At 64.3% G+C, this 25,277-nt stretch carries 27 protein-coding genes and 1 tRNA gene; 17 read left to right on the top strand and 11 right to left on the bottom strand.

What is annotated here, in order from left to right; genetic code table 11:
* Positions 1–71 precede the first annotated feature (71 nt).
* Positions 72–242, top strand: a complete 171-nt coding sequence (locus BMI87_RS22515; protein WP_166741363.1) for a hypothetical protein — start codon at positions 72–74, stop codon at positions 240–242.
* On the top strand, positions 239–1,921 hold the full coding sequence (locus tag BMI87_RS07620) for a recombinase family protein (protein ID WP_078520543.1): 1,683 nt from the start codon (positions 239–241) through the stop codon (positions 1,919–1,921). The genes BMI87_RS22515 and BMI87_RS07620 overlap by 4 nt, the downstream gene beginning before the upstream one ends.
* Before the next feature lie 52 nt (positions 1,922–1,973).
* Here the strand turns inward: BMI87_RS07620 and arsC are convergent, their stop codons facing one another.
* From arsC to BMI87_RS07605, 3 genes are read right to left on the bottom strand one after another with little or no spacing between them, the layout of a single operon-like run.
* Positions 1,974–2,303 (bottom strand): arsenate reductase (glutaredoxin), encoded by a 330-nt coding sequence (gene arsC / locus BMI87_RS07615; RefSeq protein WP_078520542.1) that lies wholly within the window; start codon positions 2,301–2,303, stop codon positions 1,974–1,976.
* Positions 2,294–3,346 carry a quinone-dependent dihydroorotate dehydrogenase gene (locus BMI87_RS07610; protein WP_078520604.1) on the bottom strand — a complete coding sequence of 351 codons (1,053 nt, stop codon included), beginning with the start codon at positions 3,344–3,346 and terminating at the stop codon, positions 2,294–2,296. Before BMI87_RS07610 ends, arsC begins: the two co-directional genes overlap by 10 nt.
* A gap of 5 nt (positions 3,347–3,351) precedes the next feature.
* Positions 3,352–3,690 carry a DUF952 domain-containing protein gene (locus BMI87_RS07605; protein ID WP_078520541.1) on the bottom strand — a complete coding sequence of 113 codons (339 nt, stop codon included), beginning with the start codon at positions 3,688–3,690 and terminating at the stop codon, positions 3,352–3,354.
* Positions 3,691–3,769: 79 nt separating this feature from the next.
* Between BMI87_RS07605 and BMI87_RS07600 the strand changes: the two genes are divergently transcribed.
* Positions 3,770–4,438 (top strand): SOS response-associated peptidase, encoded by a 669-nt coding sequence (locus BMI87_RS07600; protein WP_078520540.1) that lies wholly within the window; start codon positions 3,770–3,772, stop codon positions 4,436–4,438.
* Positions 4,439–4,474: 36 nt separating this feature from the next.
* Positions 4,475–4,548: transfer RNA gene (locus BMI87_RS07595), tRNA-Gly, on the top strand.
* A 106-nt stretch (positions 4,549–4,654) separates the two neighbouring features.
* Here BMI87_RS07595 and hemP read toward each other — a convergent pair.
* From hemP to BMI87_RS07585, 3 genes are all read right to left on the bottom strand, one after another.
* Positions 4,655–4,804 carry a hemin uptake protein HemP gene (gene hemP / locus BMI87_RS07590; protein ID WP_075774069.1) on the bottom strand — a complete coding sequence of 50 codons (150 nt, stop codon included), beginning with the start codon at positions 4,802–4,804 and terminating at the stop codon, positions 4,655–4,657.
* A complete protein-coding gene (locus tag BMI87_RS22510; protein ID WP_158522126.1) occupies positions 4,801–4,968 on the bottom strand; it encodes a hypothetical protein in 168 nt (55 codons plus the stop codon). Before BMI87_RS22510 ends, hemP begins: the two co-directional genes overlap by 4 nt.
* A 175-nt stretch (positions 4,969–5,143) precedes the next feature.
* Positions 5,144–6,028 carry a glycosyltransferase family 2 protein gene (locus BMI87_RS07585; protein WP_078520539.1) on the bottom strand — a complete coding sequence of 295 codons (885 nt, stop codon included), beginning with the start codon at positions 6,026–6,028 and terminating at the stop codon, positions 5,144–5,146.
* 150 nt (positions 6,029–6,178) lie between these two features.
* Here BMI87_RS07585 and miaB point away from each other — a divergent pair, with 150 nt between their 5' ends.
* Positions 6,179–7,501, top strand: coding sequence for a tRNA (N6-isopentenyl adenosine(37)-C2)-methylthiotransferase MiaB (gene miaB, locus BMI87_RS07580; RefSeq protein WP_078520538.1), 1,323 nt, complete (start codon positions 6,179–6,181; stop codon positions 7,499–7,501).
* Positions 7,502–7,577: 76 nt separating this feature from the next.
* On the opposite strand, the gene BMI87_RS07575 is transcribed toward miaB, so the two are convergent.
* Entirely contained in the window at positions 7,578–7,946 is a 369-nt protein-coding gene (locus tag BMI87_RS07575; protein ID WP_078520537.1) for a hypothetical protein, read from the bottom strand.
* 509 nt (positions 7,947–8,455) lie between these two features.
* Between BMI87_RS07575 and BMI87_RS07570 the strand changes: the two genes are divergently transcribed.
* Positions 8,456–9,466, top strand: a complete 1,011-nt coding sequence (locus tag BMI87_RS07570) for a PhoH family protein (protein WP_078520536.1) — start codon at positions 8,456–8,458, stop codon at positions 9,464–9,466.
* A 371-nt stretch (positions 9,467–9,837) separates the two neighbouring features.
* On the opposite strand, the gene BMI87_RS07565 is transcribed toward BMI87_RS07570, so the two are convergent.
* Positions 9,838–10,086 carry an accessory factor UbiK family protein gene (locus BMI87_RS07565; protein ID WP_078520603.1) on the bottom strand — a complete coding sequence of 83 codons (249 nt, stop codon included), beginning with the start codon at positions 10,084–10,086 and terminating at the stop codon, positions 9,838–9,840.
* A 123-nt stretch (positions 10,087–10,209) separates the two neighbouring features.
* On the opposite strand from BMI87_RS07565, the gene lgt reads away from it, so the two are divergent.
* From lgt to BMI87_RS07540, 5 genes are all read left to right on the top strand, one after another.
* Positions 10,210–11,115, top strand: a complete 906-nt coding sequence (gene lgt, locus BMI87_RS07560) for a prolipoprotein diacylglyceryl transferase (protein ID WP_078520535.1) — start codon at positions 10,210–10,212, stop codon at positions 11,113–11,115.
* On the top strand, positions 11,112–12,194 hold the full coding sequence (locus BMI87_RS07555) for a class I SAM-dependent methyltransferase (protein ID WP_078520534.1): 1,083 nt from the start codon (positions 11,112–11,114) through the stop codon (positions 12,192–12,194). Before lgt ends, BMI87_RS07555 begins: the two co-directional genes overlap by 4 nt.
* Before the next feature lie 25 nt (positions 12,195–12,219).
* Complete coding sequence (gene pgeF, locus BMI87_RS07550) at positions 12,220–12,972, top strand: peptidoglycan editing factor PgeF (RefSeq protein ID WP_078520602.1); 753 nt, start codon at positions 12,220–12,222, stop codon at positions 12,970–12,972.
* Positions 12,973–13,153: 181 nt separating this feature from the next.
* The gene (locus BMI87_RS22505) at positions 13,154–13,309 is read left to right on the top strand and encodes a hypothetical protein (RefSeq protein WP_168174749.1); all 156 of its coding nucleotides are present in this window, start codon (positions 13,154–13,156) and stop codon (positions 13,307–13,309) included.
* A gap of 319 nt (positions 13,310–13,628) precedes the next feature.
* Positions 13,629–14,423 (top strand): Hint domain-containing protein, encoded by a 795-nt coding sequence (locus BMI87_RS07540; protein WP_078520532.1) that lies wholly within the window; start codon positions 13,629–13,631, stop codon positions 14,421–14,423.
* A gap of 125 nt (positions 14,424–14,548) precedes the next feature.
* Here the strand turns inward: BMI87_RS07540 and BMI87_RS07535 are convergent, their stop codons facing one another.
* Complete coding sequence (locus tag BMI87_RS07535; protein ID WP_078520531.1) at positions 14,549–16,366, bottom strand: M3 family oligoendopeptidase; 1,818 nt, start codon at positions 16,364–16,366, stop codon at positions 14,549–14,551.
* Between the two features lie 218 nt (positions 16,367–16,584).
* On the opposite strand from BMI87_RS07535, the gene BMI87_RS07530 reads away from it, so the two are divergent.
* The 4 genes from BMI87_RS07530 to BMI87_RS07515 are packed head-to-tail and all read left to right on the top strand — an operon-like array spanning position 16,585 to position 20,531.
* Positions 16,585–17,997 carry a circularly permuted type 2 ATP-grasp protein gene (locus tag BMI87_RS07530; protein WP_078520530.1) on the top strand — a complete coding sequence of 471 codons (1,413 nt, stop codon included), beginning with the start codon at positions 16,585–16,587 and terminating at the stop codon, positions 17,995–17,997.
* Between the two features lie 4 nt (positions 17,998–18,001).
* On the top strand, positions 18,002–18,964 hold the full coding sequence (locus BMI87_RS07525; RefSeq protein ID WP_078520529.1) for an alpha-E domain-containing protein: 963 nt from the start codon (positions 18,002–18,004) through the stop codon (positions 18,962–18,964).
* Positions 18,961–19,773 (top strand): transglutaminase family protein, encoded by an 813-nt coding sequence (locus tag BMI87_RS07520; RefSeq protein ID WP_078520528.1) that lies wholly within the window; start codon positions 18,961–18,963, stop codon positions 19,771–19,773. The genes BMI87_RS07525 and BMI87_RS07520 overlap by 4 nt, the downstream gene beginning before the upstream one ends.
* 32 nt (positions 19,774–19,805) lie before the next feature.
* Positions 19,806–20,531, top strand: a complete 726-nt coding sequence (locus tag BMI87_RS07515; RefSeq protein ID WP_078520527.1) for a peptidase — start codon at positions 19,806–19,808, stop codon at positions 20,529–20,531.
* Here the strand turns inward: BMI87_RS07515 and BMI87_RS07510 are convergent.
* Both BMI87_RS07510 and BMI87_RS07505 read right to left on the bottom strand, forming a co-directional pair.
* Positions 20,512–21,495: an alpha/beta hydrolase gene (locus tag BMI87_RS07510; protein WP_078520526.1), complete on the bottom strand. Its 984-nt coding sequence runs from the start codon at positions 21,493–21,495 to the stop codon at positions 20,512–20,514. The two genes, BMI87_RS07515 and BMI87_RS07510, sit on opposite strands and share 20 nt — an antisense overlap.
* Positions 21,495–21,782 (bottom strand): SCP2 sterol-binding domain-containing protein, encoded by a 288-nt coding sequence (locus BMI87_RS07505; protein WP_078520525.1) that lies wholly within the window; start codon positions 21,780–21,782, stop codon positions 21,495–21,497. The genes BMI87_RS07510 and BMI87_RS07505 overlap by 1 nt, the downstream gene beginning before the upstream one ends.
* 134 nt (positions 21,783–21,916) lie before the next feature.
* Here BMI87_RS07505 and BMI87_RS07500 point away from each other — a divergent pair, with 134 nt between their 5' ends.
* Both BMI87_RS07500 and BMI87_RS07495 read left to right on the top strand, forming a co-directional pair.
* Entirely contained in the window at positions 21,917–22,420 is a 504-nt protein-coding gene (locus BMI87_RS07500) for a tetratricopeptide repeat protein (RefSeq protein ID WP_246831868.1), read from the top strand.
* 19 nt (positions 22,421–22,439) lie between these two features.
* On the top strand, positions 22,440–25,271 hold the full coding sequence (locus BMI87_RS07495; protein ID WP_078520523.1) for a helicase-related protein: 2,832 nt from the start codon (positions 22,440–22,442) through the stop codon (positions 25,269–25,271).
* Positions 25,272–25,277: the final 6 nt, after the last annotated feature.

The following is a 25,277-nucleotide window of genomic DNA, read 5'->3' as shown; positions in this document are numbered from 1 at the left end:
TGATCGCGTTTCCGCGCTCCGACCGATGAACCCAGCTTCCTTAGTAGGACCACGCTACTAAGGAGCTTTTCATGCCATCCGCCCCCATCACCGCCGCGAACGATACGCTCGATGAAGCGACGATCATGCCGCCAGCCTGCAATGCGATTGCGCGGTTGCTTGCGCGCGCTGTTGTCCGGGATCTTGCGAATGCGATCCCCGCCAACAGCCCCGCCGCGCCTCAGAAGGAGAAAGCACAATGACGAAACGTGTCGCGATCTATGCTCGCTACAGCTCGGGTCTACAGAAGCAGACTTCGATCGACGATCAGGTCGCGATGGCGGAGCGTTTCGCGGCCGAGCGCGGATGGGTGGTGACACATCGTTTCACGGATTACGAGAAATCTGGACGCAATACCCGCCGCGAGGGTCTCCAGGCGCTGTGTGCTGCGGTCAACGCTCGGCAGGTCGATGCGATCGTCATCGAAGCCGTGGACCGTCTGACTCGCAAGATCGCGGACGCTCTCAATCACTACGAGCTGTTCCAGTTCCAGCAGGCCGAGCTTTACTCTGTCGCCGAAGGTCAGCAGGACTTTTTCAAAGTTCTGATCAACGCGCTCGGCGCGCAGCTCTATGCGCAGATGATCGGTGAACACACGCGCCGTGGCATGGTTCAGGGGCTCACCCGGAAACGGCTCCACACGAGCGCATACGGCTACCGCAAGCGTGACGGTGACGATGGGCTCAACCGCGAGATCGACCCCGAGGAAGCCGATGTTGTGCGCCGCATTTTTCGCGAGTTCGCGGACGGGCATTCGACCCAGGCGATCGTCAAGCGGCTGAACGGGGATGGCATTCCGGCCCCGCGCGGTGGCACCTGGGATATCAGCACCATCCGAGGCAACCCGGCGCGGTTCGAAGGCATGCTGCGCAATCGTCTCTACATTGGTATCGCGAGCGTCGCGAAGACCTCACGGCGCTACCATCCGGAAACCGGCAGCAAAGAAGTCTACGAAACCCCGAGCGCGGCCGCGGAGATCGAGATCCCGGCGCTGCGGATCGTCGATCAAGATCTCTGGGATCGCGTGGAGGCCCAGCTTGCAACCCAAGCCGCAAAAGCCAAAGGCAAGGGTAACCCCGTCGGGGCCCGGCGCAGCAAGCATCTGCTGAGCGGTTTGCTGGTCTGCGGCTGCTGCGGCGCGACCTATGTGAAAGTTGGTCGAACCCATTTCGGCTGCCGCGAAGCTCGAAAAGGCGCGTGCAACAACAAGACGACCATCCACCGAGACCGCATCGAGGCGCGCGTCTTCGCGAAGCTTCGGGGCACCTTTCTGACGCCGGAATTGGCCGCGAGCTTCGATGCCGCGCTCAAGGCGGAGTACAAGGCGCTCGCGAGCACCAAAGGCGCCGATACCGCAACTCGGCTCGAGCGTCGTCTCAAGAAAGCGCGTACGAGCCGCCAGCGGATCTTCGATGCGATCGAGCAAGGCGCGCCATACAGCGCTTACAAGGCGCGCGCGGAAGACCTCGAACGCGAGATCGCAGGTCTTGAAGCCGAGCTGGATCAGCATCAAGAGACCCGCTCGGTCCTGCCGCAACTTCCGACTGACAGTGCTGCGCTCTTTGCGCGCGCTGTGCAGGAACTCGAGACACTGCTCGCCGACCCCGAGCTTGTTCACCAAGCCAATGAGCACCTCCGAGAACTGATAAGGCGGGTCGAGTTGAGACCCGACCCAGACGCACCAGGCGCCCTTGCCGCCGAGATCGTTTCTGATCTCGGCGCTTTGCTTTCTGCGGGGGGCGTTACGCCGAGCATCGTCGATATTTTCAGCTCTACGAGGCAACTATCAATTAGGCAGGGGGCGCTGCCCCCATCTCCTCCGGAGATTCCCCCGGGATATTTTGGCCAAGGCGAAGCGGCTGTTTTACTTCTCCTTGATTGAAATATCCCGGGGTGAATTCGGCATAGCCGAAGAGGGGCGGCGCCCCTCAACCTTAAAGGATTTCGAGAACCGTCTCGGGTGGGCGCCCGATGCGGGCGGCCGTGTCCGTGAGCACGAGCGGGCGTTCGATCAACTTCGGATTGGCGCTCAGCGCCGAGATGATTTCATTCTCATCGGCGTCTTTCGTAAGGTCGGTGTCCTTCCAGCGGATCATCGCAGCGGCGGGCTGGCCGAGTTTCATCAGCGCGTCCTGCAGCTCGGCCATGGTCGGCGGCTCTTTCTGGTAGTCGCGCACCTCAGGGGCGATCCCGCGGGTTTCGAGCAGCCTCAAGGTCTCGCGCGATTTCGAGCAGCGCGGATTGTGCCAGATCGTTACAGCCATTTGTCCCTCCCGGTGCCGATTGCCTCGGAAACGCTGGCGAAGCCGTCGCGTTCCAGAAGGGCGTCGAGGCCGCGCGCGATATCTGCCGCGAGCGAGAGGCCCGAGAAGACCATCGCGGTATAGAGCTGCACGGCCGAGGCGCCTGCGCGGATTTTCTCGTAGGCCTGTTCGGCGGAGCCCACGCCGCCCACGCCGATCAGCGGCAGCGCGCCCGCAGTATGCTGCGAGAGCTGCGCCAGAACGCGGGTCGATTTCTCGAACAAAGGCGCGCCCGAAAGGCCGCCCTGATCGGAGGGGTTCGGCGAGGTCAGCCCCTCGCGCGAGAGCGTCGTATTGGTCGCGATGATCCCGTCGATGCCGCTTTCCAGCGCGACCTCGGCGATCTCGGCCAGTTCCTCGGCGCTCAGATCGGGGGCGATTTTCAGAAAGACCGGAATGCGGCGCGCAAGACCGTCGCGGGTCTCGATCACACCCGCCAGCAGTGCCGACAGGGCCGCCTTGCCCTGCAGGTCGCGCAGCTTCTCGGTATTGGGCGAGGAGACGTTGACCGTCGCGAAATCCAGATGCGGACCGGCATGGGCCAGCACGGTCGCGAAATCTTTCGCGCGGTCGGCGGCGTCTTTGTTGGCGCCCAGATTGAGGCCCACCGGAATACCTTCCGGGCGCTTTGCCAGCCGCTCGGTGATCGGTCCCATGCCCTGATTGTTGAAGCCGAAGCGATTGATCGCGGCGCGGTCGGCGGGCAGGCGCCAGAGGCGGGGCGGCAGGTTGCCTTCCTGCGGGCGGGGCGTCGCGGCGCCCACTTCGATGAAGCCGAAACCCGCGCGCATCAGCTGCGGCACGGCTTCGGCATTCTTGTCGAAGCCCGCCGCGAGGCCCACTGGGTTCAGAAGCGACATCCCCGCCAAATCGGTCTTCAGCCGCGGCGAGGTGATCGGGCCGGGCAGGGGCGCGAGCCCCATCCGCAATGCGCGCAGCGACAGGCCATGCGCCTTTTCCGGGTCGATCTTCTGGAAGGCCGCAAGGCCCACGCGCTCGATCAAGGTGGTCACGACATTTCCTTCGGGAAGATATGGCCCGCAGCCCCCAGGGGTAGGGCGTGGTCCCAGACGACTTCGCTGAGATTCAGCGGGCGGTAGAGATGCGGGAAGAGCTGATCGCGGCGCGAGGGCTCCCATTTCAGATCTGCGCCCATCGCCGTGGAATCGAAAGCGACCAGCACCAGATCGGATTCGCCCGCGAAATGTTTCGCAGCCGTTTCGACGACCTGATCGGCGGTGGAGAAATGGATATAGCCGTCCGCGAGGTCGACCGGTGCGCCGAGCGTGTGCCCGGCTTCGCGAAATGCATCCCATTCGGGGCGGCGGAGGATTTTGTAAATCAACATGGCTTTCCCTTGCCCGAAAACGCGCCGTCCGGTCAAGCGTGGGGCTTGTGCCGCGCGCGTGGCGGCATAGCTTTGTGCTATGTGCGGACGTATGGCCAACACTCTTCCCGTCGATGCGATGGCGCGTCTGTTCAAGGCGGTGCCGGGCAATGACGTGCCCGATGGCGAACGGTTCAACATCTGCCCGACCCAGAGCCTGCCGGTCTGTGTCTCCGGCGAGGGGCAGCGGCAGTTGCGGGCGATGCGCTGGGGCTTCATCCCGCATTGGTACAAGACGCCGACGGATGGGCCTTTGCTGATCAATGCGCGGTCCGAGACCGTGGCGGAGAAACCTGCCTTCCGAGAAGCGATCCGGTCGCGGCGCTGCCTGATCCCGGCGGAGGGGTTTTATGAATGGCATCGCGAGGGCGAGGCGAAGCTGCCCTTCTACGTTTCGCGCACGGACGGCGCGCCGATGGTGTTCGGCGGGCTCTGGCAGGACTGGGAGAAGGGGGGCGAGTTGCTGACCACCTGCGCCATCGTGACCTTGCCGGCGGGGCCGACGCTCGCCCCGATCCATCACCGCGAGCCGCTGGTTCTCGAGCAAGCCGATTGGGCGAAATGGCTGGGCGAGGAAGGCCATGGCGCGGCGACCCTGATGCAGCCAAGGCCCGAGGGCATATTACAGGCGTGGCGCGTGGGCCAGGAGGTCAATTCGAACCGCGCCTCCGGGCCGGGTTTGCGCGAACCGCTTGCCGATCCCGCTTGAATGGTGCGGCGTGGCCCGCTAAGGAGAGGCCAGAGCGCGGGTGTAGCTCAATGGTAGAGCCGCAGCCTTCCAAGCTGAAGACGTGGGTTCGATTCCCATCACCCGCTCCATCTACCCCAGATCACTGCGATAGGCGTCTTTGATACAGAAAAACCGCCCGAGGGACGATCGGGCGGTTTCGGACGTTCGGGATCTGTGGGTGGCGCAGTGTTGCGCTCATTTGGTCAGGATCAGCTTGCCTGCCTTGGTGATGCGCAGCGTATAGACCTGACCGTCCAGCACGATATGGGCGAGGTTGCCCTTGCCGGTCAGCACCTCTGCGTCATGGACGGGCAGGGCGTTGGCGAAGCTTTCATTGATGCTCATCTGCGGCCTCCCTCGATCCGGTCGAGCGTCGCTTCGAGCGCGCTCTGGCCCGGGGGGAAACCGCTGCACAGCGCCTCGACGATGTCGCGCAGGCTCAGCGGCGGATCGATATCAACATGCGTGTCGGCCCGGTATCGGGGGCCGGGGGAAGAGGGGCGTTTCATCTCCGGTCTCCATCTCGCGAAAGCGGCTCGTCGGGGATCGACTGGCTGATGGGAATAACCTGAGTGAAATGATCGGAATTGTAAAGGCGATTCTTTTACTAAGGAATTGCACAGGTCACTCTGCGCCCGCGCAGACATAATTCGGGAACCATCCGGGATCAGTTGGAAGGGCGGATCAGAACCACTGGCCGGGTTCGATGAGGCCCAGATCCATGAGTTGCTGGCTCGACCAGTTGAAGCGTTCGGAATTGACCCAGGTGAAACTGTGCACGTCATAGGTCGACCCGGGATTGAACTTCAGCGCTTTCGCGACCCGGAACGAGGCGGTGGCGCAGGTCAGGTTATGGTGCCACGGGCAGGAATAGGTGTTGTATTCCTCGTCGTTGAACGTGTGATCGGGGCGCAGTTTCAGGCCGGATTTGGCGCGAAACAGGGCGATCCGGTCGATCTTGCGGCGCTGGGCGGGGACATGCTCCTCGAAGCGCCAGCGCAGCCCGCCGAAGAAATCCAGCTGCCGCTCTTTCGGGTGGTCGTGGTTCTCGGGATCGAGCCGGGCGAGCGCGTAATAGCCCGCCTTGTCGAACATCGCGTTCTCGGTATCGACGCCGTTCGGATGCGCCTCCAGATCGCCGGTATAGAGGTCGATCACATAGCTCAGCATCGAGGCGCGGCGTTCTTCGGTGTGGAAGGTGAGAACCTCGCCGATCGAGCGGGTCTCGCAGAAGGGGAAGAACAGGTATTCCGCGTTGAAGCAGTAATAGAGCCACGTTCCCGCGGGTACGGCCGCGATGATCGGGTTGATCGCGAGGGGGGCTGCGTCGCGGCGGTTCAGCTCGAAATCGATGCGGTAGATTTTCGTCGGGCTGTCGGCGGCCAGATCGTCCGGCAGGTCCATCGCGGCATGGCCCAGAACCAGCAGCACCGGAAACCCGAGGTCGACATGGTGGCGGATCGTGCTCTCCAGCTCGACCCCGTCCTCCGCGAGGATCACACCAACCGGACCTTTGGACAGCGCCGCGCTCTGGCGGGTGAGGAAATCGGTCAGCGAGGAATATTTCATGCCTGTCGGGACCTTTTACGGGGTCTTCGGGCGCAGGATCGGGGAAGGCCCGCATGAAATCAAGCCTTTACGGCTCGTGCCATGCGCGACCTTGCGGGAAAGGGTGATTTGGCTGTATCAGGCCCGCTGGAAAGACGCGCGAGGATTGGCATGAGCGACGCTCCGAAAAAGCTGCATATCAAAACCTATGGCTGTCAGATGAACGTCTATGACAGCGAGCGCATGGCCGAGGCCATGGGCGCGAAGGGCTATGAGCTGACCGACGATGTGGGCGCGGCGGATATGGTGCTGCTCAACACCTGCCATATCCGCGAGAAGGCGGCCGAGAAGGTCTATTCCGATCTGGGCCGTCTGCGTCCTTTCAAGGAGGCCAAGCCCGACCTGAAGATCGGTGTCGCAGGCTGTGTCGCGCAGGCCGAGGGCGACGAGATTCTGCGGCGCTCGGATCTGGTGGATCTGGTCGTGGGCTCGCAAAGCTATCACAAGCTGCCCGAACTGGTCGCGCGGACCGATAATGGCGCGCGCCCCGTCGAGACCGAGTTTCCGCTGGAAGACAAGTTCGACCATCTGCCCGCGCGCCCCGTGCAGGCGCGTCCGACGGCGTTTCTGACGGTGCAGGAGGGCTGCGACAAGTTCTGCGCCTTCTGCGTGGTGCCCTACACGCGCGGGGCCGAGATCTCGCGCCCGGCTGACAAGATCCTGCGCGAGGCGCAGGCGCTGGTGGAGAAAGGCGTGCGCGAGATCACGCTGCTGGGTCAGAACGTCAACGCCTATCACGGGGAAGGTGAGGGCGGTGATTGGTCGCTCGCACGGCTGGCCCGGTCGCTCGCCAAGATCGACGGGCTGGAGCGTATCCGCTACACCACCTCGCACCCGAACGACATGGAAGACGACCTGATCGCGGCGCATGGCGACGAGCCGAAGCTGATGCCGTATCTGCATCTGCCGGTGCAATCGGGCTCGGACAAGATCCTCAAGGCGATGAACCGCAAGCATACGGCGGAGAGCTATATCCGCCTGATCGAGCGCATTCGCGCCGCGCGCCCCGACATCGTGATCTCGGGCGATTTCATCGTGGGCTTCCCCGGCGAGACCGATCAGGATTTCGAGGACACGATGGCGCTGATCCGCGAGGTCAATTACGGCATGGCCTATTCGTTCAAATACTCGCCGCGCCCGGGCACGCCCGCGGCTGGTGCGAAAGGCGCGGTGCCGGCCGAGGTCGCCGATGCGCGGCTGCAGGAGCTTCAGGCGCTTCTGACCTCGCAACAGCGGGCCTGTCAGGAGAGCATGACCGGGCGCGAAGTGAACGTGCTTTTTGAGAAGCCCGGGCGGCTGGACGGCCAGTGGGTCGGCAAATCCGATTACCTGCAGGCGGTCCATGTCTCGGGCGAGGGGCTGGGCCCCGGCGTTCTGGCGAAGGTGCGGATCACCGGCACGGCGCCGAATTCGCTGGCGGGCGAGTTGATCTGAGCGCTCGTCGCGTTGACGTCTCAAATGAAAAGGGCCGCGTGATCCGCGGCCCTTTTTGATTGGGGAAGCTGGCCGATCAGTTCGGGCCGGGCGGGTCGTTCGCGATCGCTTTCAGAAGCTCTCTACGCAGACCGTCGGGATTGCCCACGAGGCTCTCGTTCTTGCAGATCTGAGTCGCGAGGCCGTTCGCATCGCCGTAATCGTAGCCGAAAGCCACCAGATCATCGACGAAGCTGCCCTGCGGGTGATCCCAGATCGTCTCGCGCCACGGGCCGCGGAAGCAGTCGATATGAATCTGTTGCTTGCGGGTCGGTCCGCAGACGGTCTGGTTGTTAACGTGATCGCGCCCGACCGGGCCGGTGTAGCAGCTCGTACCGGCCTGGGCGGCGCCAGCGAACGCCATACCGGTGAGCAGCGCGGCGGCGGTGATTGCAATGGTCTTCATCTCTCGAGACTCTCCTGATCGGGCAGCGGAATAACATGCGGCGCTCAAGATCTCTCCGCGAGCGCCGTCAGGGTGCAGTTTGCCCTGAATAAACCTAAATTGGCGAGAGATTGTCGATATTTGCCGGGTTTGTGAGAACAATAGCCAAAAAAGATAGCGGGTGTTCCGATTGTTGCGACAGTTCTCGCGCTAGGGTTGTGGAGCGTTTGGCTTTTGCCGCGCGATTCTGAGCCGCGGAGGCCCTTTTTTCACAGCCAGCGATTCGGGGGCCATGATGCGGTGCGGCGAAGAGGTGGCGTCCTCAATCAGCGTATCGCCGCGCATCCCCTTGCGAAACCGGATTCGCCTAATAAATAGGCAATGCCGCCAAGCGGAACCGCGCCTGCGTTTTTTGGTTTCAGTTTGATGAAATTTGCTGCCGCGCCTAGGAGGGCGGGAAACCAGTGCTTGCGTGAATCCCCCGAGGCAGGCACCATATCTTTACCAAACCAGCTAAGGAGACTCTGTATTTGGGCTTCAGCGCGATCACACCCCCGCCTCGCTCTCAGGATGCTCACGAGACGCTTCTTGAGTTCCCCAACAACCGGCTGCTGATCGATCTTTGCGGTGAATTCGACCGCAATCTGGCCCAGATAGAGCACAAGCTGCAGGTTCACATCCTTCGGCGTGGCAACCAACTGGCCGTGGTGGGCGAGCCCGAAGCGCAATCGCAAGCCGCCGCCGTGCTGCATCAGTTGTATCAACGCCTTGAACAGAACAAGCCGATCGACGCCGAAGAGGTCGATGCGGCGCTGCGCATGGCCGATCTGGGCGGCACCGGGACCACGGTCGATGAGCAGCTCGAAATGTTCGAGGCGGGCAAGTTCGAGATCCGCACCCGCAAGAAGCAGGTCGAGCCGCGCACCGAGGCGCAGAAGGCTTATGTGAAGCATCTCTTCGAGCACGAGTTGGCCTTCGGGATCGGGCCTGCGGGCACCGGCAAGACCTATCTCGCAGTGGCTGTGGGTGTGACCATGCTGATCGGTGGTCATGTCGACAAGATCATCCTGTCGCGTCCGGCCGTCGAGGCGGGCGAGCGTCTGGGCTTCCTGCCCGGCGACATGAAGGACAAGGTCGATCCTTACATGCAGCCGCTCTATGACGCGCTGAACGACTTCCTGCCGGCCAAGCAACTTGCGAAGCTGCTGGAGGAGAAGCGGATCGAGATCGCACCGCTCGCCTTCATGCGCGGTCGCACGCTGTCGAACGCCTTCGTGGTGCTGGACGAGGCGCAAAACGCCTCGACCATGCAGATGAAGATGTTCCTGACCCGTCTGGGCCAAGGCTCGCGGATGGTGATCACCGGCGACCGGTCTCAGGTGGACCTGCCGCGCGGGATGCCCTCGGGGCTGCAGGATGCAGAGCGTATCCTCGGCCATGTCGAGGGGATCAGCTTCAACTACTTCACCGCGAAAGACGTGGTGCGCCACCCGATGGTCGCGAAGATCATCGACGCCTACGACCAGGCGGAAGGCACGTAAGGCCGCGAGGCTTTCGACGGAGTTTCAATCTGCCCGCGCCTCGGCGCGGGCATTTTGGTTTGTCGGTGGGGACACGGAAGGGACGCGCCCGAGCCTTGGGTGGGCGCTTTGTAGCGTGGGTGGCTTGGCGGTTTATCTTCGCAAGCCCGAACGACATTCGAGCCCGCTAGGACATCGCCAATGCGCCCTCCCGGGGGGAGGGGTGAGGCGGGACAAAGCGGCCTTCCAGTGGAAGGCCGACCCGACGAACGCGCGAGGTTTTGCCGAGCGCCGGACGGGCGCGGCCCGGGGCTTGTCGCCCCCGAGCGGGTCCCCCATGAAAAACGCCCGGCCATTCGGACCGGGCGTTTTCAAATTCCATCGCGAAGAGTTCAGCTCTCAGACTTGCCTTCGAGCGCCTCGATGCGGGCCTTCAGTGCCTCGTTCTCCTCGCGCGCTTTCTGCGCCATCGCACGAACCGCGTCGAATTCCTCGCGGGTCACGAGGTCGCGGTCGGCCAGCCAGCGGTCCATCCAGCTTTTCATCGCCGTCTCGGCCTCGTCCTTCGCGCCTTGGGCCACGCCCATCGCGTTGGTCATCAGCTTGGACATTTCGTCGAACATCTTGTTGGGCGGCTGCATCGGCATCCCCTTGCGGTCAATTTCTGCTTCTCTGTCTATATGGGCCGCGGCGGCTCCGCTGGCAAGGTTGACTTCCCGGCCCGCGCAGGGCTTTCTCGCGGCGATTTCTGACAGGAGACTGCCTTGCTGCCTCTCGCCATTCCCTTCCCCGATTTCGATCCGGTCGCCATCACGATCCCCGGTCTCGGCCTGCCGATCCGCTGGTATGCGCTGGCCTATATCGCGGGGCTGATCGCGGGCTGGCAGATCATCGTGGCGCTGATGAAGCGCGATACGCTCTGGCCTCAGAACCGCGCGCCGATGAAGCCGGGCAAGGTCGAGGACCTGCTGACGGCGGTGATCATCGGCGTGGTTCTGGGCGGGCGGCTTGGCTTCATCCTGTTCTATGAGCCGGCGTGGTATCTGGCGCATCCGCTCGACATCGTGAAAGTCTGGCAGGGCGGCATGTCCTTCCACGGTGGTTTCTTGGGCACTCTGCTCGCGGGCTGGTGGTTCGCGCGACGGCATGACGTGCCCAAGCTGCAACTGGCCGATGCAATGGCGCTGGTCGCGCCGATCGGGCTGTTCCTCGGGCGGATCGCGAATTTCATCAAGCCGGAGCTTTGGGGGCGTCCCACGGACGTGCCGTGGGGCGTGATCTTCCCCGGTGAGCTGGCGCAGACCTGCCTCGGGATCGCGGGGCAGGTGGATGGCACCTGCGCGCGCCATCCCTCGCAGCTCTATGAGGCGGGGCTGGAGGGGTTGCTCCTTGGCCTGATCCTCTGGAGCATGGTGTGGTTCGGCCGCTCGCTGAAGCGCCCAGGCCTGAGCCTCGGCGTGTTCCTGATGGGCTACGGCGCCGCGCGCGCCTTTGTCGAGCTGTTCCGGCAGGGCGATCCGCAATTCGTGACCCTCGGCAACCCGTATGGCCACGTGATCCGCTTCACCGATGGCTGGGGGCTGACGATGGGGCAGGTGCTGTCGCTGCCGATGATCGCGGTGGGGCTGTATTTCGCGATCCGCGCGCTTCGGGCGCCGAAAGCCTCGTGACTCCGCTGGGCGACATCCTTGCCGCGCAGATCGCGGCGGAGGGGCCGATGCGGCTCGACCGCTACATGAGCGCCTGCCTGCTGCATCCCGAGCATGGCTATTACGCCACCCGTGATCCGTTCGGGCGGGCGGGCGACTTCATCACCGCGCCGGAGATCAGCCAGATGTTCGGCGAGATGCTGGGCCTGTGTCTGGCGCAGGCATGGCTGGATCAGGGCCGGCCCGCGCCCTTCGTGCTGGCCGAGGCCGGGCCGGGGCGTGGCACGCTGATGGCCGATATGCTGCGCGCGATGAAGGCCGTGCCGGGGATGGTGGAGGCCGCGCAGGTCCATCTGATCGAGGCCTCGCCCACGCTGCGCGAGATCCAGCGCGAGACGCTCGCGCCACATCACGTCACTTGGCACGAGACGATCGACGGCCTGCCGGAGATGCCGCTGTTCGTCGTCGCGAACGAGTTTCTCGACGCGCTGCCGATCCGGCAGTTCCAGCGGGACGGCGACGGCTGGGCCGAGCGGCAGGTGGGGCTGTCCGACGACGGCATGCTGACGCCCGGCCTCGCGCCGCCGTCGCGTCTCGAGGCGCTGGAGGCGCGCATGGCCGACACCGTGCCGGGCGACGTGGTCGAGACCTGTGCGGCTGCGGTGAACTTCACCGAGACGCTGGCCGCGCGGATTGCAAACCAAGGCGGCGCGGCGCTGCTGATCGACTATGGCAACTGGCATTCCAAGGGCGACACGTTTCAGGCACTCAGGGCGCATGAGGCCGTCGATCCTTTCGCGGAGCCCGGCGAGGCGGACCTGACCGCCCATGTCGATTTCGAGCCTCTGGCGCAGGCCGCACAAGACGCGGGAGCCGCCGTCTCGGGAATGACCGCGCAGGGCGTTCTGCTGGAGCGGCTCGGCATTACGGCACGGGCGCAGCGCCTCGCGCAGGCGTTATCGGGGGCCGCGCGCGAGACCCATATCGCCGCGCATCGCCGCTTGACCCACCCCGAGGAAATGGGTCACCTGTTCCAAGCTCTGGCCCTCGTCGCACCGAACGCGCCGCTGCCGCCGGGGTTCGATCCGAAGACCGTCTGAGCTATTGAGGAACGCGATGTCGACGATGCTCGAAATTCTGACCTCACCCGCCTTGGGAACCGTGAAGCACGGGTTCTTCACGCGCAAGGGCGGCGCGTCCTCGGGCATTTTTGCGGGGCTCAATTGCGGTCCCGGTTCGTCGGATCAAAGCGAGGCGGTGCGCACCAATCGCGCCCGCGCGGCCGATGCGATGGGTGTGGAGCTGAACGCGCTGCAAGGCGTCAATCAGGTGCATTCGCCCGATGTCGCGGTGATCGAGGAGATCACCGATCCGCCGCCGCGCGCCGACGCGGCCGTGACCAAGGTGCCGGGCATCGCGATCTCGATCCTGACCGCCGATTGCCAGCCGGTGCTGTTCTCCGACCCGAAAGCGGGCGTTATCGGCGCGGCCCATGCGGGATGGCGCGGCGCGATGGAGGGGGTGCTGGAGAATACGCTCGACGCGATGGAGCGTTTGGGCGCGCATCGCGAGAATATCACGGCGGTGATCGGGCCCTGCATCTCGGTCCATTCCTACGAGGTCGGCGAAGACTTCATGGAGCAGTTCCTGATGGAGGACATGGACTACAGCCGGTTCTTCTCGCCCGGGCCCTCGGGAAAGCCGCATTTCGACCTGCCGAGCTTCTCGCTGCACAGGCTGCGCGAGGCAGGCGTCGGCGAGGCGGAATGGATGCGCCGCTGCACCTATCAGGAGCCCGAGCGTTTCTATTCCTATCGCCGCACGACCCATGCGGGCGAGGCCGATTACGGGCGTCTGCTCTCGGCGATCCGGCTCTGATCCGGGCACGCGGGCGGCGCGCTTTACGATATTGGCGGGGCGGCTGAGACAATCCGCCTTGCCGCATTCGTTCGTTTCCTTGCGCGAAAAAATCCAACTCCCGCCCCATGCTGGCCCCATTGCGCGGGCAGAACAGTCCCGAACCGGATCGAAAACGATCTCGAGACGAGGGGACAAAGACATGAACAAAACTCAACCGACCCGCCGCTGGATGAAAGCCGCCGTGGCCTCCGCACGCGACTGCGACACGCGGATGCCTTGGGCGCGCAAGGCGCGCCCTTCGCAGACCGGCCGCCCTGTGGCGTCCGCGCCGCGCAGGGTCAGCGCCGCACAGTGACCTCCCTTCTCGCGCGGCGATCGTAATTGGTCATGCTGATCGCCGCGCGAGACCTGGCCGGGCGCTGCCACGCCCGGCCATTTTCATCACCCGTCTCCAGTGTCTCTGGGGGCGGGTGATTCGTTTCGAATGTGGTGAGACTGTGGCCGTTTGTGCGCGGTGGAGAAACGTGCCGTAAGGGCAGGTGCTGACTGCTCGGCGATCGCGAGACAATCGCGTCAATAATTTGACGGCCTCGCACGTTTTAGCCATGTTGTGAGCGTCTCTCTGCAACCGGTGGGGGCCGATGCAGCCGTGAGAAGACCGAAAGGCCTATCGCATGAATCTACCCCACCGGACGGCAGCTGCCGCGCTACGTCCCACCGACACCGAACCGCCTCTGCCGCGCCCTTTGCGTGCGAGTCCGAATGCGCCGAAACGCGCCCTGCGCGCTTCCGCGATGACCCGCCGCTATGCCGCGTGGTGGCTCGAGGCGAACGGCTTCATCGAAGAAACATCCCGCGTCGCCCCGGCGATCCCGCTGTTCGAGGAGGCGTTCTCCGCCTTGGCGCGCGGTGCCGTGATCGCGACCGAGGAAGGCCCGGTCTCGGTTGAGGATCTGGTGCCCGGAATGCGGGTCCTGACCGCCGATGAGCGGGTCGAGACCGTAACGTGGAAAGGCTCGATGACGATGTTCCCGGCGGCGAAGGACGTGGCCGCGCGGATGATCCGCGTGACCGCCGAAGCCTTCGGACATGGCCGTCCGTCCCAGGATCTGGTGTTGGGCCCGCATGCGCGGATCTGCCTGCGCGATGCCCGGCTGCGCGGACGTCTGGGGATCGAGGCGGCCTATGCGCCGATCGCGGCCTTCGTCGATGGGGTGAGCGTCATCGAGGTCACGCCGATCTCGCCGGTCTCCGCCTATCATCTGGTGCTCGAGCAGCACGGCTCGCTCAAGGTCGGCGGCATGGAGGTCGAGAGCTTCCATCCTGGCGAAGGGTTCGAGCGGATGATCGACCCGCGGATGGCCGAGCTTTTCCTCGCGCTGTTTCCGCAGATGGACAAGCTGCGCGAGTTCGGCCCGCTCGCCGCGCCGCGGCTGACCCGGTTCGAGGTCGAAGAAATGCTAATCTGATCGGGGCCTTCAGGGGTAAAGGTTCCGGTTGGAGTTGACAGTGCTTGTGGGGAGCCGGTCACGGAAACGCCGCGCGTTGAGAACCTCGCGCGGCGTTTTTTCGTTTTCAGAACGGGGCGGGAGGATTACTCCTCCATCGCCTCCAGCTCGTCGATGAAGCCTTCGATCATCGACAGGCCCTTGTCCCAGAAGGCCGGGTCGGACGCGTCGAGGCCGAAGGGCGCGAGCAGTTCCTTGTGGTGCATCGAGCCACCCGCTTCCAGCATCGCGAAATACTTGTCCTGGAAGCCCTCGGGCGCGGCCTCATAGGCGGCGTAGAGCGCGTTCACCAGACCGTCGCCGAAGGCGTAGGCGTAGACGTAGAAGGGCGAGTGGACGAAGTGCGGGATGTAGGACCAGAAGGTCTCGTAGCCGTCCATGAACTCGAATGCCGGGCCGAGGCTTTCGCCCTGCACCGACATCCACAGCGCGTTGATATCCTCGGGCGTCAGCTCCCCTTCGGCGCGGGCTGCATGCAGCTTGCACTCGAAATCGTAGAAGGCGATCTGGCGCACGACCGTGTTGATCATGTCCTCGACCTTGCCGGCCAGAAGCGTCTTGCGCTCCTCCTTGGTCTTCGCAGCAGCCAGCAGCTTGCGGAAGGTCAGCATCTCGCCGAAGACCGAGGCCGTCTCGGCCAGCGTCAGAGGCGTGTTGGCCAGCATCTCGCCCTGTTTCGCGGCCAGCACCTGATGGACGCCGTGGCCTAGCTCATGCGCCAGCGTCATCACGTCGCGCGGTTTGCCGAGGTAGTTCAGCATCACGTAGGGGTGGACGGTGGTCACGGTCGGGTGCGCGAAGGCGCCCGGCGCCTTGCCCGGTTTCACGCCCGCATCGATCCAGCCTTTGTCAAAGAAGGGCTGCGCGATATCGGCCATGCGCGGATCGAAGCCGGAATAGGCATCAAGGACGGTGTCCTTCGCCTCGTCCCACATGATGTCGCGCGGGGCCTCGGTGGGCAGCGGCGCGTTGCGGTCCCAGATCTGCAGCGTGTCGAGGCCGAGCCATTTCGCCTTCAGCTTGTAGTAGCGATGCGACAGGCGCGGGTAGGCCGCGACCACGGCGTCGCGCAGCGCTTGTACCACTTCGGGCTCCACGTCGTTCGACAGGTGGCGACCGGTCTGCGGGGTCGGCATCTTGCGCCAGCGATCCTCGATTTCCTTTTCCTTCGCGAGCGTGTTGTGGATGCGCGAGAAGGTGCGGATGTTCTCGCCAAACACATTCGCCAGCTCCTTCGCCGCCGCTTCGCGCTTTTCGCGATTGTGGTCGGAGAGAAGGGTGGTCGTGGCCTCAAGCGAGAGCTTCTCGCCCTGCACCTCGAATTCCAGCGCGGCGGTGGTCTCGTCGAACAGACGGTTCCAGGCGGCGGCGCCGACGACCGATTGATCGTGGAGGAATTTCTCCAGCTCGTCGGAGAGCTGATAGGGCTTCATCGCGCGCATCCGGTCAAACACCGGCTTGTAGCGGGCGACCTTCGAATCGGCGAAGACGGCCTCGTAGGTCTCGTCCGGGATGCGGTTGAATTCGAGGCTGAAGAAGACGAGCGGCGTGGTGTAGGTGGTGATCTTGTCCTGCGCATCGGACAGCAGCTTCACCCGCGCCGGGTCGGTCGTGTTCTGGTAATAGCGCAGGCCCGTATAGGACATCACGCGGCCCGCTTTCTCGTCGATCTCCTCGTAGCGCTTGATGCACTCTGCCATGCCCGCGGCATCAAGATCGGCCAGCTTGCCTTCGTAATCGGCGGCGAACTCGGCGCAGGCTTTTTCCAGCCATGCCATGTCCTTGGTCAGTTCCGGCGCGTCGGGTGCTGGGTAGAGATCGCTCAGATCCCATTCGGGCAGATCGCCGAACGCCCCTGCATTTGAATTCGCATCGAAAACGGGGCGGCGGGGTGTGAGCGTCATGAGGTTCCTCGTGTCTGATCGGTTGCTTTCCAGATAGGGGCAGGGGCGCCGCCCTGACAAGGGCGCGGGGTCGCTCGGTGCTGCACAATTTTTCGGCAGATGCTATGAAATGAACTTTCCCCGGACGTGGCGCGTTGCATAACATCGGCCATCGCCTTTTACTCGCGAGGTACAGGGCCTAGACATAAATAAAAGACTAGGGGGACTTAACCGGCGCGATGACAGAGTATTTCAACGAGATGTTCGACGGCGGCCAAGTGCGTCAGCCCTATAGCGGGCTCGACGGCTGGATGCGCGAAATGCCGTCCGAGTTGCGCGCGATGAAACAGGCTGAGGCGGAGGCGCTGTTTCGCAGGATCGGCATCACTTTTGCCGTCTATGGCGAGGGCGGCGATCCGGACCGTCTGATTCCCTTCGACATGTTTCCGCGCGTTTTCACCCAGCTCGAATGGCGCAAGCTGGAGCGTGGCATCAAGCAGCGCGCCCGGGCGCTGAATGCCTTTCTGCTCGACGTCTACGGGCGCGGCGAGATCGTGCGGGCGGGGCGAATCCCGGCGCGGCTGGTCTATCAGAACGACGCTTACGAACGGGCGGTGTCGGGCTTTATCCCGCCGCGGGGGATTTTCTCGCATATCGTTGGGGTCGATCTCGTGCGCACCGGACCCGATCAGTTCTACGTGCTAGAAGATAACTGCCGCACCCCGTCGGGCGTCTCCTACATGCTGGAGAATCGCGAGATCATGATGCGGATGTTCCCGCAGCTGTTCCGCGAGAACCGGATCGAGCCGGTCGATGGCTATTCGGATGCGCTGCGTCGCACCTTGGCCTCGGTCGCGCCGACGAAATGCGAGGGCGAGCCGACGGTCGCGATCCTCACGCCGGGCCATTTCAACTCGGCCTATTACGAGCATTCCTTCCTCGCCGACCTGATGGGCGTCGAGCTGGTGGAAGGCCCGGACCTGTTCTGCGAGGGCGGCTTCTGCTGGATGCGCACGACGGAAGGCCCGAAGAAACTCGACGTGATCTACCGCCGGATCGACGACGCATTCCTCGACCCGCTCTGCTTCCGCCCGGATTCGATGCTGGGCATTCCGGGGCTGATGGATGTCTACCGCTCGGGCGGCGTTTCGATTTGCTCGGCGCCCGGGGCTGGCGTGGCCGACGACAAGGCGATCTATACGTTCGTGCCGGAAATGGTGCGCTTCTATCTGGGCGAAGAGCCGCTTCTGGAAAACGTGCCGACTTGGCAATGCGCCAAGAAGGACGACTGCAAATACGTTCTCGAAAACCTTTCCGAACTGGTGGTGAAAGAGGTCCACGGCTCGGGTGGTTACGGGATGCTCGTCGGTCCGAAATCGACCAAGGAGCAGATCGAGAATTTCCGCCACAAGATCGAGGACAACCCGGAGAATTACATCGCCCAGCCGACGCTGGCGCTGTCGACCACGCCGACCTTCGTGGAAGAGGGCGTGGCCCCGCGTCACGTCGATCTGCGGCCCTATTGCCTTGTCGGCGAGAAGGTCGAGCTGGTGCCCGGCGGGCTGACCCGCGTCGCGCTGACCGAAGGGTCGCTCGTCGTGAACTCCTCGCAGGGCGGGGGCGTGAAAGACACCTGGGTTTTGGCGGAGTGATCGGATGCTGAGTAGAACCGCTGAAAACCTGTTCTGGGTCGCGCGCTACATGGAGCGCGCGGAGACGATGGCACGGCTTCTGGAGGTCGGCGCGCGGATCGCGTTGACGCCCTCGACCGGGCATGGCTACCGCTCGGAATGGGAGAGCCTGCTGCAAGCCTCGGGCACCGCCGACGGCTTCTCCGAGAAATACGGCGACCCGGTGCAGCGCAATATAGAGAGCTACCTGTTCTTTGACCGCGACAACCCGTCCTCGGTGGTGTCCTGCATCGAGCGGGCACGGGAGAACGCCCGCATCGTGCGCACGGCGATCACAGGTCAGGTCTGGGACACGCTCAACACCGCGTTTCAGGAAATCCGCCAGATCGAGCGCCAGCCGCGCTCGGAATGGGAAATTACCGAGCTCTGCGAATGGGTGGCCCGACAATCGGCGCTGCTGCGGGGCGCGATGGACGGCACGATGCTGCGCAATGACGGGTTCTTCTTCATGAACCTCGGCTATGCGCTGGAGCGGGCCGACAACACTGCGCGTCTGATCGACGTTAAGTACTTCGTGCTGTTGCCGTCAGTGGAGATGGTGGGCTCCGGCCTCGACAACTACCAATGGCAGGTGCTGCTGCGCGCGCTGCAATCCTACCGGGCCTTCCACTGGGCCTATGGCGGTGAGTTGACGGCGTCGAAGATCATGCATTTCCTGATCCTCAATCCGGCCAGCCCGCGCTCGTTGATCTCGGCCACGCGCAAGGCGATGCACCATCTCGACAATCTCGAAAGCTTCTACGAGGTCGAGCCGGGCACCGGCCTGCCGCAGATGCGCGCCAAGGCGATCATGACCGAGCTGAACCAGACGCAGGTCGCCGAAATTATCGACGAAGGCCTGCACGAGTTCCTCACCCGCTTCATCGGCGAGGTCGGGCAGCTTACCGCGCTCGTTCAGCAAACCTACCTGTCGGGAGATGCGCGATGATCCTCACCGTCAACCATGTCACCACCTATGATTACGACGCGCCGATGGGCGCTGCGGTGCAATCGCTGCGCATGTTTCCCTCGCGCTTCGAAGGCCAGCGCGTGATCGAATGGGACGTCGCGGTCGAAGGCGGCCTCCGGGGCGGGTCGTTCCGCGACGGCGCAGGCGACCGCGTCGAAGGCTGGTCGATCCGTCCGCCGGTCGACGAGGTCGCGATCACCGTGAAAGGCCAGGTCGAGACGTTCGACACCTCGGGCGTTCTGCGCGGTCACCGCGAGCTGGTGCATCCGATGGCGTATCTGCGCGAGACCGTCGCGACCTGGATTGACGACAGTCTGGCGGCGCTGGCGGAAGAGGCCGTTGCAGGGGCCACGGAAGATCTCAACCGGGCGCATCGCCTGAGCGCTGCGATCTCCGAGGCGATCGAGTACAAGCCGGGGGCGACCCATTCCCACACAACCGCCGCCGAGGCGCTGGCGCAGGGCGAGGGCGTCTGTCAGGACCATGCCCACGCGCTGGTTGCGGTCGCCCGCTGTGTCGATCTGCCCGCGCGCTATGTCTCGGGCTACCTGTTCGCGACCGATGACGGCACGCCGCACGAGGCCGCGCATGCCTGGGGCGAGATCTGGGTCGCAGGGATCGGCTGGATCGGGTTCGACCCGGCGAACAAATGCTGCCCCGACGAGCGCTACATCCGCCTCGGCTCCGGGTTGGATGCGCGCGAAGCTGCGCCGATCCGTGGCATCACCCAAGGCTCGGGTGAGGAGCGACTGCACGTCACAGTTGCCTTGGACCAAGTCCAGCAATAGATTGCGCGCTTGTCAGGGATCAGGGAACGAACATGACCTATTGCGTAGGCCTCTTGCTGAACGAGGGGATGGTGCTGCTGTCGGACACGCGGACGAATGGCGGGCTCGACAACATCGCGACCTATCGCAAGATGTTCACCTTCGAGGAGCCCGGCGAACGGGTGATCGCGATCATGACCGCGGGCTCGCTCTCGGTCACGCAAACGACGCTGGCGCGGCTGCGCGAAGCGGCGGAGGCGAGCGACGCGACGGGCGACAGCTCGATCATGGAAGCGCCTACCATGCTGAAAGTGGCCGAGATTATCGGCAACACGATGGCTGGCGTGCGCAAGGACATCACGAGCCGGATGGATGCCGAGCGGGTCTCGACCTCGGCCTCGATGATCGTCGCGGGCCAGCGCGCGGGCGGCGAGATGCGGATGTTCCTGATCTACCCGGAAGGCAATTTCATCGAGGCGACCGAGGACACGCCCTTCCTGCAGATCGGCGAGCATAAATACGGCAAGCCGATCCTCGATCGTGTCGTGCGTCCCGACACCAACCTGATCGACGCTCAGAAGGCGGTGCTTCTGTCGATGGATTCGACGCTGCGCTCGAATCTCTCGGTGGGCATGCCGCTCGATCTGGCGGTGATCAAGAAGGACGACTGCCGGATTTCCAGCCAGCGCCGCATCGAGGCGGGCGACAGCGATTTCGCGGAAATGTCGGAAGCCTGGTCGAACGCGCTGCGCGACAGCTTCACGCAGATTCAGCTTTGACCGGCTCGCGGGCGTCCAGCCCGCCCGCCGCGTCGAACAGCGTAGTGCAGCCGTCGTAGAAGCGTTTCCGCGTCGCGGGGATTTCCATCATCAATTCGTGCTCGGCGTCCGGGATGACGTCCAGCGTGCCCTTCGGCCAGCGCCCCATCCGCTCATGGACCGCGGGCGTGTGCACGATCTTCTCCACCCCGCCCAAGCCGCAATAGCAGGGCAGGTCGGGGGAAGGCAGCGCGGCCAGCGCCTCGCATTCCAGCAGACTTTCGGCGACCCAGTGGATCGTCGGGCCAGCCAGCGTCAGTTCGGGATGTTTCGCGGCCTGCTCGACCAGCCAGGCCCACATCTCGGGATCGCGGGTCAGGCGGTTCGCCTCGAAACTGTCGCGGTAGACATAGGTGGTGCCGTTCATGCCGGGCGGATAGTTGTTCGCAAGGAAGCCGTCGCCCAGAAGGTTCGCCAGCACGATCCGGAACGGGTGCAGCAGGGCCGAGGTGGCGATCCCCCACATCGGCGCGGAGAACGCGACCGCGTTGAAGCGGTGGTGCTCATGCATCACCGCGCGCAGCGCGATCGCGCCGCCCATCGAGTGACCCACGATGTAATAGGGTTGCGGCAGGCCCAGCTCGTCCGCGGCGGCGATCACCGCGTGCAGATCCCACTGGTAATCCTGCAAGCCGCCGACATGGCCCTTTTCGGGCGCGTCCGGCAAAAGCCGGTCGGCCAAGCCTTGCCCGCGCCAGTCGATGGCGAGCATGGCATAGCCCCGGGCCGCGAACTCCGCGGCCGCAGGGCCGTATTTCTCGACATATTCGGTGCGCCCGCATCCCAGAAAGACCGTGCCGCGTGGTTGGGGCGGTGCTGGCCAATGTGCGAAACGTATCCGCACACCATCTTCCGCCGTCAGCCAGTAGGCCGCGCCCCCCTCGGGGCCGCGCGCGATCTCTTCGAAAAGCGGTGCGCGTTCCATCAGGCGAGCGCCGCACCCAGCTGCATGGCGAGGCCCATCGAGCCGTCGACCGAAAGCTTGCCGGACATGAAGGCCGCGGTGGGGTTCACTTCGCCGTTGAGCATGCCTTCGAAAGTTTCGCGGTCGGCGGTCAGAACCACCTCTGCGTCGTCGTCGCCTTCACGCACGCCGTTTTCGTCGGCAATGATCGAGCCTTCGTCCTCGATCACGAATTTTGCAGTCGAAGAAAACCCATCGGGCAGTTTCGCCCGCAGCGCCTCAACGGCCTTGTCGATAACCTCGCTCATCGCGTCCTCCAAATTTGATGGCCGGGCTCTCGCATTCTCCGGCAATTGCATTACAGTCATGATTTATGTGGCAGCGATTTGACAGATACAAATGTGTCGTCACGGCATTTTGCTTTTCGGCGATGCTGGGAACAATGGCGGCATTCCCCGCCAGCGCCGAAACCGCGGGGCTCGAGCCGTATTTCAAAGAGTTGGCCGATCCGAACGATCCGGGCTGGTCGCGGGCCGAGGCGGACATCCGCAGGGCGTGGTCGCGCTCGGGGTCTGCGGCGATGGATTTGCTGTTCAAGCGCGGCGAGGACGCACTGGACGCGGGCGACACCGAGGCCGCGATCGAGCATTTCACGGCGCTGACCGATCATGCTCCCGATTTTGCAGCTGGCTGGAACGGGCGGGCGACGGCCTATTTCATGGCCGGGCTTTACGGGCCCTCGGCGGCGGATATCGCACGTACCCTGAAGCTGGAGCCGCGTCATTGGGGCGCGCTGGCCGGGTTGGGGGCGATCCTCGAAGAGATGGGCGACGACAAGCGCGCGCTTGAGGCCTATCAGAAGTCTTTTGCCTTGAATCCGCATCAACAGGATGTGAAAGACGCCATTGCGCGCCTCGATAAGGCGCATCAGGGCACGGCTCTCTAAGGGCTGGAACGGAGCTGCGATGCAAGGCGGGCGGATCACGGCCGTTCTGGGGCCGACCAATACCGGCAAAACCCATTACGCAATCGAGAGGATGCTGGCGCATCGGACCGGCGTCATCGGGCTGCCGCTGCGCCTGCTCGCGCGCGAGGTCTATGACCGGATCGTCGCGCAGCGGGGACCGAGCGTGGTGGCGCTGGTCACCGGCGAAGAGCGCATCGTGCCCGAACGCACGCAATATTGGGTTTGCACGGTCGAGGCGATGCCGACGGGGATCGGGGCCGATTTCCTTGCCATCGACGAGATCCAGCTGTGTGGCGATCCCGAGCGGGGCCATGTCTTTACCGATCGGCTGCTGCATGCGCGCGGGCTGCACGAGACGCTGTTCCTCGGCTCCGAGACGATGCGCGGGGCGATCGCCGCCTTGGTGCCGAAAGTGCAATTCACCAAGCGCGAGCGGTTCTCGGAACTGACCTATTCCGGCTCGAAGAAAATCTCCCGGATGAAGCCGCGCTCGGCCATCGTCGGGTTCTCGGTCGAGAATACCTATGCGATCGCGGAACTGATCCGCCGCCAGAAGGGCGGCTGCGCGGTGGTGATGGGCGCGCTTAGCCCGCGCACCCGCAACGCGCAGGTCGAGATGTATCAGAATGGCGACGTGGATTATCTTGTCGCCACCGATGCGATCGGCATGGGGCTCAACCTCGATATCGACCATGTCGCGTTTTCGGCCACGTCGAAATTCGACGGGCGGCGGATGCGTCCACTCTTCCCGCATGAGTTGGCGCAGATCGCAGGCCGGGCAGGGCGCCACACCACCGACGGCACCTTCGGCGTGACCGGTGAGGCGCGCCCGCTGCAGCCCGAGGTAATCGAAGCGGTCGAGAACCACCGCTTCGCGCCGCTGCAACGTCTGCAATGGCGCAATGCGCGGCTGGAATTCGGCACCGTGGACCGGCTGATCCAGTCGCTCGACGCACGGCCAGAGGGCGAATGGCTCACCAAGGGGCGCGAGGCCGACGACGCGCGTGCGCTCAAGGTGCTGGCTGACGATCCGGCGATCCGCGACCGCATCACCAGCCCAAAGGATGTGCAACTCCTCTGGGATGTCTGCCGAATCCCCGATTTTCGTTCGATTTCCGAGGCCGAACATGCAACGCTTCTGGCGCGCATCTTCGAGTTCCTGCAATCGGGCAAGGGCGTGCCCTCGGACTGGCTTGCACGTCAGATCGAGCGTATCGACAGGACGGGCGGCGATATCGACACGCTCTCGCGTCGTCTCGCCTTCATCCGCACATGGACCTATGTTGCGCAACGCAAAGGGTGGGTCGATGATGAAAGCCATTGGCGCGAGGCGACCCGCGCTGTAGAAGACCGCCTGTCGGACGCGCTGCATGGCGCGCTGACGCAAAGATTTGTGGACCGGCGCACCTCTGTGTTGATGCGCCGGCTCAAGCAGAAGGAGACCCTCGTGGCCGAGGTGAACGACAAGGGCGAAGTGACGGTTGAAGGCGAATTCGCGGGCCGTTTGGAAGGATTCCGGTTCAAGCAGGACGAGACCGGCTCGCCCGACGAGGCGAAGATGCTTGCCCGCGCGGCCTACGAGGCGCTTGCGCCCGAGTTCAGCCTGCGCGCGGACCGCTTCTACAACGCCCCCGATACGGAGATGGATTTCACCGAGCAGGGCGGCCTGATGTGGGGCGATACCGCTGTCGGCAAGCTGGTGAAGGGGCCCGATCTCCTGAAGCCGACCGTGCAGGCTTTCGTCGATGACGAGGCGGGCGCGGATGTGGCCGAGAAGGTCACGCGCCGTCTGCAGCATTTTATCGACCGCAAGGTCGCAGCCCTGTTCGAGCCGCTTCTGGCGATGAGCCGTGACGAAGAACTGACGGGGCTCGCCCGTGGCTTCGCGTTCCGCATGGTGGAATCGCTGGGCATCATCCCGCGCGAGCAGGTCGCCGCCGAGGTGAAGGATCTCGATCAGGACGCGCGCGGCAGCCTGCGCAAGCACGGCGTGCGCTTCGGCCAGTACACGATCTTCATGCCCGCGCTTCTCAAGCCCGCGCCGACGCGGCTGCGGCTGGTGCTGGCCTCGCTGTGGTCGGGCGCGGATGAATTCCCCGAAAGCCCGCCTCCGGGCCTCGTGACGATCCCGAATATCGACGCGTTCGATGCCGAGACTTACCGCCTGTCGGGCTACCGTCCCTCGGGCGCGCGGGCGATCCGCATCGACATGCTCGAGCGTCTCGCCGATCTGCTGCGCACGCAGGACAGCCGCGGCGGGTTCGAAGCCAATCCGGACATGCTCTCGATTACAGGCATGACGCTGGACCAGTTCGCCGACCTGATGGGCGGCATGGGCTACAAGGCCGAGAAGGGCGAGCGCGCCAAGGTGAAGGCCGCCGATCTCGAGAAGGCCGAAGAGCAAGCCGGTGCCGAGGCGCTCAAGACCGAGCAGGCCGATGAGGCGAAAGCCGAAGCTGGCGGCGGCGAGCAGCCTGCCGAGACCCATCCCGAGGCGGAGGCTGCGGCCGAGGCCGGCGGCGACATGGTGGCAGCCGATGACGTGACCAGCGACGAGGTCGAGGTGTTCTACACCTTCACCTGGGCGCCGCGTCCGCGTGGCAACCGTCCGCCGCGCCGCGAGCAGGGCCAGGGTGGCAAGCCCGGTGGCGAACGTGGCGAGCGCAAGGGCGGCGGCAAGCCGCATGGCAAGCGCGACGGTCACAAGGGCAAGAAGGGTGGCAAGCCGCAAGGCGCGCGCAACTTCGAGGCCCGTCCGCCGAAGAAGGACAAGCCGGTCGATCCGGACAACCCCTTCGCGGTTCTGGCAGCCCTCAAGGACAAGAAGTAACGACCC

Source organism: Thioclava sp. F28-4 (assembly GCF_002020045.1).
GTDB classification, from domain to species: domain Bacteria; phylum Pseudomonadota; class Alphaproteobacteria; order Rhodobacterales; family Rhodobacteraceae; genus Thioclava; species Thioclava sediminum.
Note: the sequence above shows the minus strand (reverse complement) of the source record. Positions and strands in the feature narration are given on the sequence as shown.

Excerpts from the sequence above, each read along its gene's own strand:
- BMI87_RS22515 (WP_166741363.1), top strand. The coding sequence starts at position 72 with ATGCCATCCGCCCCCATCACCGCCGCGAACGATACGCTCGATGAAGCG.
- BMI87_RS07620 (WP_078520543.1), top strand. The coding sequence starts at position 239 with ATGACGAAACGTGTCGCGATCTATGCTCGCTACAGCTCGGGTCTACAG.
- arsC (WP_078520542.1), bottom strand. The coding sequence starts at position 2,303 with ATGGCTGTAACGATCTGGCACAATCCGCGCTGCTCGAAATCGCGCGAG.
- BMI87_RS07605 (WP_078520541.1), bottom strand. The coding sequence starts at position 3,690 with ATGTTGATTTACAAAATCCTCCGCCGCCCCGAATGGGATGCATTTCGC.
- BMI87_RS07600 (WP_078520540.1), top strand. The coding sequence starts at position 3,770 with ATGTGCGGACGTATGGCCAACACTCTTCCCGTCGATGCGATGGCGCGT.
- hemP (WP_075774069.1), bottom strand. The coding sequence starts at position 4,804 with ATGAGCATCAATGAAAGCTTCGCCAACGCCCTGCCCGTCCATGACGCA.
- BMI87_RS22510 (WP_158522126.1), bottom strand. The coding sequence starts at position 4,968 with ATGAAACGCCCCTCTTCCCCCGGCCCCCGATACCGGGCCGACACGCAT.
- BMI87_RS07585 (WP_078520539.1), bottom strand. The coding sequence starts at position 6,028 with ATGAAATATTCCTCGCTGACCGATTTCCTCACCCGCCAGAGCGCGGCG.
- miaB (WP_078520538.1), top strand. The coding sequence starts at position 6,179 with ATGAGCGACGCTCCGAAAAAGCTGCATATCAAAACCTATGGCTGTCAG.
- BMI87_RS07575 (WP_078520537.1), bottom strand. The coding sequence starts at position 7,946 with ATGAAGACCATTGCAATCACCGCCGCCGCGCTGCTCACCGGTATGGCG.
- BMI87_RS07565 (WP_078520603.1), bottom strand. The coding sequence starts at position 10,086 with ATGCAGCCGCCCAACAAGATGTTCGACGAAATGTCCAAGCTGATGACC.
- pgeF (WP_078520602.1), top strand. The coding sequence starts at position 12,220 with ATGCTCGAAATTCTGACCTCACCCGCCTTGGGAACCGTGAAGCACGGG.
- BMI87_RS22505 (WP_168174749.1), top strand. The coding sequence starts at position 13,154 with ATGAACAAAACTCAACCGACCCGCCGCTGGATGAAAGCCGCCGTGGCC.
- BMI87_RS07540 (WP_078520532.1), top strand. The coding sequence starts at position 13,629 with ATGAATCTACCCCACCGGACGGCAGCTGCCGCGCTACGTCCCACCGAC.
- BMI87_RS07535 (WP_078520531.1), bottom strand. The coding sequence starts at position 16,366 with ATGACGCTCACACCCCGCCGCCCCGTTTTCGATGCGAATTCAAATGCA.
- BMI87_RS07530 (WP_078520530.1), top strand. The coding sequence starts at position 16,585 with ATGACAGAGTATTTCAACGAGATGTTCGACGGCGGCCAAGTGCGTCAG.
- BMI87_RS07525 (WP_078520529.1), top strand. The coding sequence starts at position 18,002 with ATGCTGAGTAGAACCGCTGAAAACCTGTTCTGGGTCGCGCGCTACATG.
- BMI87_RS07520 (WP_078520528.1), top strand. The coding sequence starts at position 18,961 with ATGATCCTCACCGTCAACCATGTCACCACCTATGATTACGACGCGCCG.
- BMI87_RS07515 (WP_078520527.1), top strand. The coding sequence starts at position 19,806 with ATGACCTATTGCGTAGGCCTCTTGCTGAACGAGGGGATGGTGCTGCTG.
- BMI87_RS07510 (WP_078520526.1), bottom strand. The coding sequence starts at position 21,495 with ATGGAACGCGCACCGCTTTTCGAAGAGATCGCGCGCGGCCCCGAGGGG.
- BMI87_RS07505 (WP_078520525.1), bottom strand. The coding sequence starts at position 21,782 with ATGAGCGAGGTTATCGACAAGGCCGTTGAGGCGCTGCGGGCGAAACTG.
- BMI87_RS07500 (WP_246831868.1), top strand. The coding sequence starts at position 21,917 with ATGGCGGCATTCCCCGCCAGCGCCGAAACCGCGGGGCTCGAGCCGTAT.
- BMI87_RS07495 (WP_078520523.1), top strand. The coding sequence starts at position 22,440 with ATGCAAGGCGGGCGGATCACGGCCGTTCTGGGGCCGACCAATACCGGC.